Origin of the sequence: Rhodococcus parequi (genome assembly GCF_046042785.1) — a bacterium.
In the GTDB taxonomy this organism is placed as follows: Bacteria; Actinomycetota; Actinomycetes; order Mycobacteriales; family Mycobacteriaceae; genus Prescottella; species Prescottella parequi.
The window spans coordinates 270,942-283,696 of sequence record NZ_JBDLNV010000002.1; the positions used below are offsets into that span (position 1 = coordinate 270,942).

12 protein-coding genes are annotated in these 12,755 nt (G+C 69.0%); 4 read left to right on the forward strand and 8 right to left on the reverse strand.

Going from position 1 to position 12,755, the window contains the following annotated elements; all coding sequences use genetic code 11:
* The first annotated feature begins 28 nt into the window (after window positions 1-28).
* On the forward strand, window positions 29-1,642 hold the full coding sequence (locus ABEU20_RS05360; RefSeq protein WP_420163367.1) for a flavin-containing monooxygenase: 1,614 nt from the start codon (window positions 29-31) through the stop codon (window positions 1,640-1,642).
* Window positions 1,643-1,663: 21 nt separating this feature from the next.
* Here ABEU20_RS05360 and ABEU20_RS05365 read toward each other — a convergent pair whose 3' ends face one another.
* From ABEU20_RS05365 to ABEU20_RS05375, 3 genes are read right to left on the reverse strand one after another with little or no spacing between them, the layout of a single operon-like run.
* Entirely contained in the window at window positions 1,664-2,131 is a 468-nt protein-coding gene (locus ABEU20_RS05365; protein WP_420163368.1) for a nucleoside deaminase, read from the reverse strand.
* A 33-nt stretch (window positions 2,132-2,164) separates the two neighbouring features.
* The gene (gene cynS / locus ABEU20_RS05370) at window positions 2,165-2,635 is read right to left on the reverse strand and encodes a cyanase (RefSeq protein WP_420163369.1); all 471 of its coding nucleotides are present in this window, start codon (window positions 2,633-2,635) and stop codon (window positions 2,165-2,167) included.
* A 53-nt stretch (window positions 2,636-2,688) separates the two neighbouring features.
* Window positions 2,689-3,255: a carbonic anhydrase gene (locus tag ABEU20_RS05375; RefSeq protein WP_420163370.1), complete on the reverse strand. Its 567-nt coding sequence runs from the start codon at window positions 3,253-3,255 to the stop codon at window positions 2,689-2,691.
* Between the two features lie 111 nt (window positions 3,256-3,366).
* Here ABEU20_RS05375 and cynR point away from each other — a divergent pair, with 111 nt between their 5' ends.
* Together cynR and ilvD are read left to right on the forward strand one after the other, a co-directional pair.
* Window positions 3,367-4,323 (forward strand): transcriptional regulator CynR, encoded by a 957-nt coding sequence (gene cynR / locus ABEU20_RS05380; RefSeq protein WP_420163371.1) that lies wholly within the window; start codon window positions 3,367-3,369, stop codon window positions 4,321-4,323.
* Window positions 4,324-4,347: 24 nt separating this feature from the next.
* Window positions 4,348-6,069 (forward strand): dihydroxy-acid dehydratase, encoded by a 1,722-nt coding sequence (gene ilvD / locus ABEU20_RS05385; RefSeq protein WP_420163372.1) that lies wholly within the window; start codon window positions 4,348-4,350, stop codon window positions 6,067-6,069.
* Window positions 6,070-6,087: 18 nt separating this feature from the next.
* Here the strand turns inward: ilvD and ABEU20_RS05390 are convergent, their stop codons facing one another.
* The 4 genes from ABEU20_RS05390 to ABEU20_RS05405 form a co-directional block, all read right to left on the reverse strand.
* Complete coding sequence (locus ABEU20_RS05390; protein ID WP_420163373.1) at window positions 6,088-7,389, reverse strand: MFS transporter; 1,302 nt, start codon at window positions 7,387-7,389, stop codon at window positions 6,088-6,090.
* Between the two features lie 47 nt (window positions 7,390-7,436).
* Window positions 7,437-9,083 carry a class I adenylate-forming enzyme family protein gene (locus ABEU20_RS05395; RefSeq protein ID WP_420163374.1) on the reverse strand — a complete coding sequence of 549 codons (1,647 nt, stop codon included), beginning with the start codon at window positions 9,081-9,083 and terminating at the stop codon, window positions 7,437-7,439.
* 252 nt (window positions 9,084-9,335) lie between these two features.
* Complete coding sequence (locus ABEU20_RS05400) at window positions 9,336-9,992, reverse strand: S1 family peptidase (protein ID WP_420163903.1); 657 nt, start codon at window positions 9,990-9,992, stop codon at window positions 9,336-9,338.
* Between the two features lie 185 nt (window positions 9,993-10,177).
* Window positions 10,178-10,930 carry a DUF6319 family protein gene (locus ABEU20_RS05405; RefSeq protein ID WP_420163375.1) on the reverse strand — a complete coding sequence of 251 codons (753 nt, stop codon included), beginning with the start codon at window positions 10,928-10,930 and terminating at the stop codon, window positions 10,178-10,180.
* 124 nt (window positions 10,931-11,054) lie between these two features.
* On the opposite strand from ABEU20_RS05405, the gene ABEU20_RS05410 reads away from it, so the two are divergent.
* Window positions 11,055-12,092 carry an adenylate/guanylate cyclase domain-containing protein gene (locus tag ABEU20_RS05410; protein WP_420163376.1) on the forward strand — a complete coding sequence of 346 codons (1,038 nt, stop codon included), beginning with the start codon at window positions 11,055-11,057 and terminating at the stop codon, window positions 12,090-12,092.
* Here ABEU20_RS05410 and ABEU20_RS05415 read toward each other — a convergent pair.
* The gene (locus ABEU20_RS05415) at window positions 12,018-12,755 is read right to left on the reverse strand and encodes a TetR/AcrR family transcriptional regulator (protein WP_420163377.1); all 738 of its coding nucleotides are present in this window, start codon (window positions 12,753-12,755) and stop codon (window positions 12,018-12,020) included. The two genes, ABEU20_RS05410 and ABEU20_RS05415, sit on opposite strands and share 75 nt — an antisense overlap.

Sequence of the window (12,755 nt, forward strand, 5' to 3'; positions counted from 1 at the left end):
ACCCCACTTCGAAACGAGGTCCACCACGATGCCGAACAACGATTCCGCCGAGCCGACCTACGACGTCGTCGTCGTGGGCGCCGGGTTCGCCGGCCTGTACGCCCTCCACAGCCTGCGCCGACGGGGCGTGTCGGTGCGACTGTTCGAGGCCGGTGCCGGCGTGGGCGGAACGTGGTTCTGGAACCGCTACCCGGGCGCACGGTGCGACGTCGACAGCGCCGACTACTCGTACTCGTTCGACGACGCCCTGCAGCAGGAATGGGAATGGACCGAGCGCTACCCGACGCAACCCGAGATCCTGCGGTACCTCGAACACGTCGCCGACCGCTTCGGCCTCCGCGAGGACATCACCTTCGGGACCCGGGTGACATCGGCACATTTCGACGAACAGAGCGGCCTGTGGACGATCGGCACCGACGCCGGCAGTGAGACCGTCACCGCGCGCTGGACGGTCATGGCGACCGGGGCGCTCTCGACCGCCCGGCTCCCCGCGATCGACGGCCTGGACTCCTTCACCGGCGAGATCCTTCACACCGCGCAGTGGCCGACGGACGGAGTCGATTTCACCGGCAAGCGCGTGGGGGTCGTCGGCACCGGTTCGTCCGGGGTGCAGGCGATCCCGGTGATCGCGCAGCAGGCGGACCGGTTGACGGTGTTCCAGCGGACGCCCGGATTCGTGATCCCCGCCCGGAACCGCCCGCTGGACGCCGGCGAACTCGCCGCGATCAAATCCGACTACCCGGCCCGGCGGCAACTCCAGCGCGAATCGCACGGCGGCTGGATCCTCCCGCCACCGGTGGGATCCGCACTGCAGACCGAGCCCGAGGTCCGAGTCAAGGAGTACGAGGCCCGTTGGGCCATGGGCGGGCTCGCTTTCCAGACCACGTTCGACGACGTCATGACCGACCTCGCGGCGAACGAGACGTCCGCGGACTTCGTGCGGTCGAAGATCCGCGAGACCGTCACCGACCCCGACACGGCGGAGTCGCTGTGCCCCAAGGGGTATCCGCTCGGCGCCAAACGCGTCTGTATCGGCACCGACTACTACGAGACCTACAACCGCGACAACGTCGCACTCGTCGACCTGCGGTCCGACCCGATCGCGGAGATCGTTCCCGAGGGCGTCCGCACCGAATCCGGCCTCCACGAACTCGACACACTGGTCTTCGCGACCGGATTCGACGCCCTCACCGGCGCCCTGGGTGCGATCGACATCCGCGGTCGGGACGGCACCACCCTGCGGGAGACCTGGCGGGACGGTCCGCGCACCTACCTCGGCGTCGCGGTGGCCGGGTTCCCCAACCTCTTCGTCATCACCGGTCCCGGCAGCCCGTCGGTGCTGTCGAACGTCGTCGTGTCGATCGAGCAGCACGTCGAGTGGGTCGTCGGCTATCTCGATCACCTGCGCGAGCACGGTGCCCGGCTCGCGGAGGCCACGACGCAGGCGCAGGACGAGTGGGGTGACCACCTCACGACCATCGCGGCCGGGAGCATCTACCAGCAGGCCGACTCGTGGTACCTCGGCGCCAACGTGCCGGGCAAGCCCCGTGTCTTCATGCCCTATCTCGGCGGCGTCGGCAACTACCGGAATCTGTGCGCCCGGATCGCGGCCGACGGCTACCGCGGCTTCACGACGACGTAGCCGGGGTCCGAGTCCGCCGTGTCAGCTGTCGTTGCGGGCCTGCCAGAGGCGGTACACGTCGACGGCGTCGGCACGCTCCTCGTAGCGCATCGGCAACCGACGATCCTGCCAGGGCTTGGCGAACTCGTCGTAGAAGGTGCCGAGCTCGAAGTACTTGCGGTCGTCGACGTAGTACGGCTCGTACGAGTCGCGGGTCGTGAGGAAGACGACCTCGTCGGGCGAGCAGTAGTACAGCGACCCCAGACACATCGGGCACGGGTGGGCGAGAACGTAGATGGTGGTGCCGGTCAGGTGCTCGGTGCCCAGTTCGGTACAGGCCTGGCGGATGGCCAGTATCTCGGCGTGGGCGGTGGGGTCACCGGTCTGGGCGACCCGGTTGGGGCTCTCGGCGAGTACCTCTCCGTCCTTGACGATGACGGCCGCGAACGGGCGGCCGCCTTCGGTGACGTTCCGGCGGGCGAGGTCGATGGTGCGCTGGACGAAGTCCATGAGGAGTCCTCCGAAGGTTGATGGGGGGCGGGATCAGAACGGCTTGGTCGGCAGGTACTTACCGTTCAGGGTGATGACGGCGCGCTCGCCACCCTCGGGGTCGGCGACCTTCTGCACGTCGAGGGTGAAGTTGATCGCGGAGATGATGCCGTCGCCGAACTGCTCGTGAACGAGGGCCTTGAGGGTGGTGCCGTAGACCTGGAGCATCTCGTAGAAGCGGTAGATGGTCGGGTCGGTCGGGATGCCGCCGGGAATCGAACCACGGGTGGGGACACACTGCAGCAGCATCGCCGCGTCCTCGTCGAGGCCGAGCAACTCGGCGACGGCCTCGGCGGACGTCGCCGGCAGCGGGTGCTGGCCGAGCACCGCGGCGGTGGTGAAGGCCACGGACAGGCCGGATGCGTCGGCGATCTGCTGCCAGGAGAGATCCTTGCGGGTCTTGGCATCGACTGCGGCGACGGCGACGGCCTGACGGGCGGCGGGGTCGAACTGGGACTGGATCATGATCGGTTCTTCCTTACTTCTCGGGTTGGACTGCTTCGGTCGGGGTGACTACTTCAGGCGGACACATCCGCGACCTCGCCGGCCGCGATGTCGAATACCCACCCGTGGAGGGCGACCTTCCGTTCTGCCAGCGCACGGGCGACGGAGGGGTGGGTGGCCAGGTTCGCGAGCTGGGCGTGGACGTTCTGACGGACCAGCGCTCCCACGTCGCCGACGTCGGCGGTGCGGGCCCGGGAGGCGTCCGCGTGCCGCAGCCATGCGGCGACCGCGGGGGCAGTACTGAGGTCGTCGCTCCGAGCGATCGCGGTCATCGCACCGCACGCCGAGTGGCCGCAGACGACGATGTCCCGCACGCCCAGAACGGCGACGGCGTACTCGATGCTCGCTGCCACGCCGTCCGCCTCGGGCGTGTAGGCGGGCACCAGGTTGCCGGCGGTGCGGATGACGAACAGGTCCCCCGGGTCGGTGCCGGTAATCAGTTCGGGAACGACGCGGGCGTCGGAGCAGCCGATGAACAGCGTGTGCGGTGTGTGATGGGTGGCCAGGTGGGCGAAGAGCTCCGCCTTGTCCGGGAAGACGTCCTTCCGGAAATGGGCGATTCCTTCGATGAGGTCCTGCATGGGTCACGTCCTTCGTGGGTGGCTTACGCAATCCACCGTGCACGAACTGCACCTATAGAGTCCAAGGCTTGCTATCCATGAAAACGATTGCTCACATCTATAGTGAGAGTCATGGCCGCCCTCGAACTGCGCCACCTGCGCTACCTGATCGCCGTCGCCGAACACGGCAACTTCACCCGCGCGGCCGAAGACCTGCACGTCTCCCAGCCCACGCTCTCCCAACAGATCAGGCAACTCGAGCGGGCCGTCGGCGTACAACTACTCGACCGCACCGGCCGCACAGTGCGTCTCACCGACGCCGGCGCCGTGTACACCGAGCACGCCAGACGCGCGTTGCGTGACCTGAACGCCGCCGAACGTGCCGTTCACGACGTCCAGGACCTCTCCCGCGGACACCTGCGCCTGGGCGTCACCCCCACGTTCACCGCCTACCTCATCGGCCCACTCGTCGCCGAACTCCACACCCGCTTCCCCGGCGTCGGACTGACCCTCACCGAGACGACGCAGGACCGCATCGAGGCAGCACTGCTCGCCGACGACCTCGACCTCGGCATCGCCTTCGCGGGCACACACCCCACCGGCATCACCGCCACCCCGCTCTTCACGGAAACCCTCAGCCTGGTGATCGGCGGCTCGCCGACGCCGGAGATGCCCGAGACGCCGAAATCCCTAGCCGTGCAGGATCTTCAGGAACAGCAGCTCGCCCTCCTCAGCGGCGACTTCGCCACGCGCGGCCACATCGACGCCTACTTCGCCGACCACCGGATCGAACCTCGAATCATGGTCGAGGCCAACACCATCCAGGCACTCACCGAGATCGTGCAACGCACATCCGTGGCCACCGTCCTACCGGACGCGATCACTCACGACCACCCGCATCTCGTCCCCGTCCCACTCGACCCTCCCCTGCCCGCCCGCACGGTCGTGCTCCTGGATCGGCGAGGCACCTATCGCAGCGCCGCAGCCCGGGCGTTCATCCGACTCACTCAGGACATCGTCCGTGCCCGCGGCTACACCCCACCGCCCGCGGCCCGTGGTTACATGGACGTCGAAGCACGCCGTCCGTGACGATCGATCGTTGGGAGCAGCGCCGTGACCACCTCGTCGAACACCCCGGAGCAGGGCAGCCCGGACATCAAGCCGCGTAGTCGCGACGTCACCGACGGGCTCGAGAAGACCGCCGCCCGCGGCATGCTCCGCGCGGTCGGCATGGGCGACGACGACTGGGACAAGCCGCAGATCGGGATCGGGTCGTCGTGGAACGAGATCACCCCGTGCAACCTGTCCCTCGACCGACTGGCCGACGCGTGCAAGGACGGTGTGTTCGCAGCCGGTGGCTACCCGCTCGAGTTCGGCACCATCTCCGTCTCGGACGGCATCTCGATGGGGCACGAGGGAATGCACTTCTCGCTCGTGTCCCGGGAGGTGATCGCGGACAGCGTCGAGACCGTGATGCAGGCCGAACGCCTCGACGGCTCGGTCCTGCTCGCCGGGTGCGACAAGTCGCTGCCCGGGATGCTCATGGCCGCCGCCCGCCTGAACCTGGCCAACGTCTTCCTCTACGCGGGCTCGATCCTGCCCGGCATCGCGAAACTGTCCGACGGCACCGAGAAGGAAGTCACGATCATCGACGCGTTCGAGGCGGTCGGCGCGTGCTCGCGCGGGCTGATGAGCCGCGAGGACGTCGACGCGATCGAGCGCGCGATCTGCCCCGGCGAGGGCGCGTGCGGCGGCATGTACACGGCCAACACGATGGCGTGCGCCGCGGAGGCCCTGGGGATGTCGCTGCCCGGCAGCGCCGCGCCGCCGGCCACCGACCGGCGGCGCGACGGCTATGCCCGGCGCAGCGGGCAGGCCGTGGTCGAGATGCTGCGCCGCGGCATCACCACGTCGGACATCCTCACGAAGGAGGCGTTCGAGAACGCGATCGCCGTCGTCATGGCGTTCGGCGGCTCGACCAACGCGGTACTGCACCTGCTCGCGATCGCGCACGAGGCGGAGGTGCCGCTCACGCTCGACGACTTCGCCCGCGTCGGGGCGCGCGTCCCACACCTCGCGGACGTCAAGCCGTTCGGGCGGCACGTCATGATCGACGTCGACCGCATCGGCGGCGTCCCCGTGATCATGAAGGCGCTGCTCGACGCCGGACTGCTGCACGGCGACTGCCTCACCGTCACCGGGCGCACCCTCGCCGAGAACCTCGCGGACATCGCACCGCCCGACCCGGACGGCAAGGTGCTGCGCGCGCTGTCGTCGCCGATCCACCCCACCGGCGGCATCACGATCCTGAAGGGCTCGCTCGCGCCGGGTGGGGCCGTGGTGAAGTCCGCAGGATTCGATTCGTCCGTCTTCGAGGGCACGGCACGGGTTTTCGACCGCGAGCGGGCCGCGATGGACGCACTCGAGGACGGCACGATCACGGCGGGCGATGTCGTGGTGATCCGCTACGAGGGCCCCAAGGGCGGCCCCGGCATGCGGGAGATGCTGGCGATCACCGCCGCGATCAAGGGCGCCGGACTCGGCAAGGACGTGCTGCTGCTCACCGACGGACGGTTCTCCGGCGGCACCACCGGACTGTGCGTCGGCCACGTCGCCCCCGAGGCGGTAGACGCGGGACCCATCGCGTTCGTGCGCGACGGCGACCGGATCCGGCTCGACGTCGCGAACGGCGTCCTCGATCTCGTGGTCGACGACGAGGAGCTCGCCACCCGCCGAAGCGGGTGGGAGCCCCTGCCTCCGCGCTACACGCGCGGCGTCCTGGCGAAGTACACCAAGCTGGTCGGATCCGCGTCCGGCGGCGCGGTGTGCGGATAGCTCGTCGCCGACCGTCGATCAGGCGTCCTCGAGACGGATCCCCTTGGTCTCCTTCATGAACACGCAGGCGATGCCGGTGAACGCACACAGCAGCATGATGTAGACGCTGAAGGCCCAGCCGATGCCCTGTCCCACCAGAAGCTGGTTGAGGTAGGGCGACGAGCCACCGAACACCGCTACCGAGATCGAGTACGCGAACCCGATGGCCTGCGTCCGCAACTTGGTGGGGAAGCTCTCCGACAGGGTGGCCGAGAGAACCGACGCCGGGATCGACACCACCAGCAGCGCCACGGTTGTCGCGAGGAGCAGGGTCCAGCCCGCGGAACTGATCATCGCCGTGAGCGGGAACTGCAGCACGAACATCAGACCGGCGAACGCGAAGAGCATCGGCCGGCGGCCTATGCGATCCGAGAGCAGCCCCCAGAACGGCAGCGAAACGAGCGCGATCAGCTGGGCGACGACGAGCATCCAGTACGCCGTGTCGGGGTTCATGTTCTTCTGCGTGATGGCGTAGGTCGAGATGTACGACGTCCAGGTGTAGTGCGCTGCAGTGATTCCGGACGTCATGCCGATCATGAGCAGCACTGCACGCACGACCGTCGCGCGAGGAATCTTCGGGCCGTCGTCGGCGGCCTGGGCGTCGAAGACCTCACTCTCCTCCATGCTGCGGCGCAGGTACAGCGCGACGAGCGCGAGCAGGGCACCGATCAGGAACGGGATTCGCCAACCCCAGTCCGCCACCGCGTCGTTCGACAACACCGACGTCACGCCGCCGCCGACCGAGTACGCGAGCGCGGAGCCACCGAAGATGGCGATGAAGGCGACGCTCCCCCACATGCCACGGCGATGCGGCGGCGCGATCTCGCTCACGTACGAGTAGGCCGTCGCGGACTCGCCGCCGTGCGCGAAACCCTGCGTGATGCGCGCGGCCAGCAGGATCACCGACGCCCAGATGCCGACGGAATCGTACGTCGGCATGATGCCGATGACGAGGCTGCCGCCGGCCATCATCAGCATCGTGGTCACGAGCACGAACTTGCGGCCCCGCCGGTCCGCGATCCGCCCGAACACGATGCCGCCGAGCGGCCGCATCAGGAACCCGACCGCGAAGACCGCGAGCGTCGACAACAGCGCGGAGACCGGGTTGGCGCTGTCGAAGACGACCGCGGCGATGAACGGGGCGAACACCGCGTACGCGCTCCACTCGTACCACTCGAGCACGTTGCCGACCGCACTCGCGACGAGTGACTTCTTCTTGGACCGGATGTCCGATCCGGACGTCGACCGGAGTCGATCCCTCTCGATGACCTCAGATGCCACGGATTTCTCCAGCCTTTTCGATGGATGCGATTGTCGGATGACGGGATTCAGGACGACGACTGCGCCCGCAGTTCGGTGCGCCGGATCTTTCCCGTGAGGGTCTTGGGGATGGCGTCGACGATGTGCACACGCCGCGGCCTCTTGTAGGCGGCCAGACGATCCCCGACGAAGGCGACGAGTTCCGCTTCGGCCACCTCGACGCCGGGATTGAGCGCGACGTAGGCCACTACGCGTTCGCCCTGGTAGTCGTCGGGCTCGCCCGTCACGCCCGCCTCGTAGACACCGGGGTGCTCGTGCAGCGCGCTCTCCACCTCGCGCGGCCACACCTTGTAACCCGAGACGTTGATCTGGTCCTTGAGGCGGTCGACGAGATGGATCCAGCCGGCCTCGTCCATGATCGCGACGTCGCCCGTGCGGAGCCGGCCACCCGGAAACGTCTTCGCCGTGTCGTCGGGCCGGCCGAGGTAGCCCGAGATGATCTGTGGTCCGGCCAGTTCCAGCTCGCCCGGCGTTCCGATCGGGACCTGGTCGCCGCGGTCGTCCACGATGCGCGCCTCGACGAGGGGCAGCGGGATGCCGATCGCGAGCGATCCGCTCTCGGCGTCGACGGGGGCACGCACACCCGGGGGAACCGCGACGACACCCGAGGAGGTCTCGGTCATCCCGAACGCGTTGTGGATGTAGTGGCCGAATCGGTCCTCGAACTTGCGCACCGTGGCCGGCGGAATCGGCGCCCCGCCCGAGTAGAGCGTCTTCACCGAGGCGAAGTGCTCGGCCGACGCGCCGGGCACCCGGTACAGGGCGTTGAAGACGGTGATCGAGCCGATGGTGAACGTCACTCCATGTTCGACGAAGGCGTCGAGGGTGACCTCGGGGTGGAACCGGTTGGCGAATACGAGCGCGCAGTCCCGCACGAGCGCCACGACCGCATTGATCACGGCCCCGGTGATGTGGAAGAGCGGTGCCACCGCGAACACGACGTCTCCGTCGGCGAGCCCGACGAAATCGCCGTAGGTGCGCGCCACCGCGAGGACGTTGGCATGCGTGTTGCGACTGCCCTTCGGGGCGCCCGTCGTGCCCGAGGTGTAGGCGACGATCGCGAGGTCGTCACCGTCCAGATCGAGCCGCGGGGGCCTCTCGCCGCGGTGGCGCGCCACCACGTCGGACATGGCCACGCCCACGGGACCCGGCTTCCGATCCGCCTCGTCGAACACTCGCGGGTCGTTGCGGGTCTGGTAGTCGAGATCGCAGGTCGTGACGAACCAGTCGACCGATGTGCCCTGCAGCGCCTCCGCCGTCTCGGCCACGACGGTATCGGCGCAGATGACACCCACGGTTCCGGCGTCGGCCACGAGATGCCGCAGTTCCCGCCCCCGATACATGGGATTGAGCAGCAGCGCCGCGGCCCCGACCTTCCACAGCGCCAGCATGGAGATCGCGTACTGCGGGATGTTCTGCAGGTAGATCCCGACGCGGTCGCCCCGACGAACCCCCCTGTCCCGCAGTCCTACGGCGAGAGCGTCCGACTCCTCGTCCAGTTCCCTGGCGGTGAGCATTCCGTCGAAGTACCGCACCGCGACGCCGTCCGGGTCGGCGGCAACCCGCGCCGTCCACGCGTCGACGAGCGATTCCGGCCGAAGCGGCGGGTGCGGATCCACGTTCTTCGGGTAGAGACGAACCCACGGGTGGGACATGAGACCAGCTCCCTTCCAGCGGCGAACCCGCGCCGGGCACGTGCACGGCTTCGCCGGACCGGACGATTCCAACAAATGACCGACCGATCGATCGGTCGGCGATGGTTAGCGAGTGTTACGGGTCACACATCCGCTGTCAAGTGGGAGCCCGGCAGAGGGCGTCGGCGAACGGCCGGATTCCCGCGGAAACGGACCGTGCCGGACCCGATTGCGGGTCCGGCACGGTCCGGAGAAAGCAGTGACAGCGGCGGATCAGATGGGTCTGAAACCCGCCCCGACACCACCGGTCGCGTTGATGTTGTCGATGATCGCCGTCATGTTGGTACCGAGTTCCGGCCCGAGGCAGGCAACCCCGACATAGGCGTTCACCATGGCGACCAGAGTGGTCCCGACGACGACGGGCGACCCGGAGTCACCCTCGATGACGCACATCTGCGTCCACGTCTCCTGGGACTGCAGCAGGTCGCCGTAGACGATCCCGCACGTGTGCCCGGTGGTGCGGCCCTGCTTGCACGCGGTGGCCGGGAACTGGGCCGGCATGCCGATGTCGGTGATCGTGACCTGACCGATCGTGTTCACCGGCTGCACCTTCGCGGGATCGAACTCGATCACCGCGTAGTCGTAGTCGGAGTTGGACACGACGAAGCGGCCCACCACGCCCGCGTCGGGATCGGCCTCGGGTACCACGGGCCAGCCCGCTTCCCCGCAGTGTCCGGCGGTGATGCCGACCAGACGGCCGGCGTTGTCGTGCCCGATCGTGGTGAGCGTGCACTGATACATATCGTCGATCACGATTCCGGACCCGCCGCCCAGGACTGCTCTGGGTGGCGCCGCGGTCGCGGTGCCGACGCTGAGCATGCCGGCGATCACCGCCAACGCCGCGAAGATCAAGGAAAGTCGCTTGAGCATGTTGCCCTCCCGCTTGGCGCTACGAATGTGCCATCGGTCGATCACCGCCACATGCTTGCCGTCTGCTCTTGCTTGCACGCCCCCTGGCACTTGCGCACCCGAGTCGGCGGGACACTCACCGGCAACTTTCCCACCCGAGCGTCAGCCGCCGGGCGAGCTTGATCCGATCGTCACCCAATCGCCGACTAGGAGGTCGACCCCAGCGCCTCGAGGGCTCGTCGCGCATCCTCGAGTTCCTTCGACAATGCGGCAATTCGCTGCTCCGCGGCCTCTCTTGCTGCGGAAATGACCGATTGGACCGCCTCGAGCGCAACGTCGTCACCGAGTTCGCGCATCGCGCGGTCGACGGCGTCGGGACTGACCGGCGTGGCCTTGCCGGGTCGCTTCGCCCCGTGCGTCACGGTCACCGTCCAGTCGTTCTCGGCGCCGGCGTGAATCGTCACGCTCACCCCCGCCGGAGCCTTCTTCACGCGACGCGACGCGGGCGCGGCGGGTGCCGCGGTGGTGACCGGCACGGGGGCGGGGGCCGGCTTGGGCGCCGGGGCCGCAGCAGGCTTCGGTGCCGGGGCCGCAGCAGGCTTCGGTGCCGGGGCGGGCCGCGATGGCGTCGCGGCGACGGGCTTGGGTGTGGGGGCTGCCGACTTGGCCGGCCGGGCCGGCTTGACCGGCTCCGGCGCCTTGCGCGTCATGCGCAGCTCCTCCGCTTCGAACGGAAGCTCGTCGTTGACCCCCTTGGGGCTGATGACGACCGTGTTCCCTTCCACGGAAACAACTTTCGCCGAACATCCGGCCTCGATGCCGAGGCTCGGGGTGGCCTCGCGCAGGTACACGGTGGCGCGCTTGCCCTCGGCGACGGCTGCTGCCAGCGTCTCGAGGTTCTCCGCGGTGAGGTGTTCCGGCGTTGCCGAGCCTGCTCCGGAACGACTGCGGGGCGGCATGATGGGGTCCTCCTGGTACCGAACGACTGCTTGCACCGCTACCTTCCCACAGGCGCCCGACAGTCGTTGCGGCCCGCTCTCGCGTGGTTCATTCTTGGGGCGACCATCACGAAAGGGGCGTGCGTTGGAACTCTCCGAGCACCTCGATCCAACAGTGCTCGGCCTCATCCAGTCGGAAGTGGAGCAGACCCTCCTCGGCGGCCCACGCCGGTACACCCGCGAACAGGTGGCCGAGCTCGCCGGGGTGCCTCTCGAACGCGCGCAACGTCTGTGGGTGTCGATGGGTTTCGCGATCGATGCCGATCCCGACGCGGCGATGTTCACCGACGCCGACGCCGCGGCACTGCGCGGTCTGGTCGGTTTCGTCGACAGCGGGGCGCTGGCCCCGGACGCGGCGGTCGCTGCGACCCGGGCCCTCGGTCAGTCGATGTCCCGCCTGGCGGAGTGGCAGGTCGCGGTGCTCAATTCGCATCTGGCCGAGGAATTGGCCGCCACCCACCTGGATGCCGGCACGCTCGACGAGCGGGCCCTGCGCGACGCCGTCGGTGCCCTCACCTCCGGGCTGCTGCCCACCGTCGAGGCACTGCAGTCGTACGTGTGGCGCCGGCACCTGGCTGCCGCCACCGCACGCCGGGCCGGCAGCGTCGGCGAGAACACCACCCATCGGACCCTCGTCGTCGGGTTCGCCGACATGGTCGGCTACACCAGCCTCACCCGCAGGATCCGGGTCGACGAACTGAGCTCGCTGCTCGAGGACTTCGAGTCGCAGACCACGTCGGTCATCACGCAGGGCGGCGGCTGGGTGATCAAGAACGTCGGCGACGAAGTGATGTTCGCGGCGGAACACGCGTCCGACGCGGCCCGGATCGCGCTGGGGCTGCAGGGCGCGGCCCACACCCACCCCGAACAACCGGAACTGCGCGTGGGTCTGGCCCTCGGCCCGGTCCTGGTCCGCTTCGGCGACCTGTTCGGCGAGGCCGTCAACATCGCGGCTCGGCTGACGAGCGCGGCCCGCCCTGGGACGGTGCTCGTCGACGCCGAGCTGTCCGCGGCGCTCGTGGACGACGACGGCGTCGAACTGCGCCCGCTACGCCCCTTCCGAGTCCGCGGTTACTCCCGTCTCCGGGCCTTCGCCCTGCGTCCCGGGCGGGACCGGCGCTGAGGCGCGGGTGCGGTCCGACAGCCGGGCCGCGAGGAAGTCGTCGACGATCCGCACGCACGCGTCGGGCCCGAGCGGTGCCAGGGTCGCCAACCGCGTGAACACGAGCGGGCCGACCAGTTGCGCGAGCGCGAGGTCGTAGTCGAAGTCGCCCAGCAGGGCCTTCGCCTCGTCGGTGCCGAGCACGCGGTCGAACGCGGCCCGGTACTGCACGACGACGTGTTCGCGCAGCGATCTGAGCTCGGGCCGGTTCTTCCCGGGGCCTTCGCCGGCCTCGAGGTCCGAGGCACTCGAGTAGTCGTCGAGCGCCGGGCCCATCCCCAGCCAGCACAGCGCGGTGACGTGCATCGGCGCGTCCTCGATCATCCGCGCCTGGGTGGTGAGCAGCTCGACGAGCTGCTCGCGCAGGTCACCGGAGACGGCCGTCTCCGCGGCGGGGGCCACGAGCTTCCCGAACGCCGCGGCGACCAGTTCGGTGCCGCTGTCGAAGTGCCGGTACAGCGTCGCGCGCGCCACCTTCGCCAGCTTGGTGACCGCGTCGATCGTCACCGCCTCGGTTCCGCCCTTGACGAGCAGGGTCGTCGCGGCGTCGAGCAGCCGAGCCCGTGACCGGGCCTTGCGGGGGTCCTGCTCGTCCGCCGACCCGCCCTTGTCGTCCGCACCCAT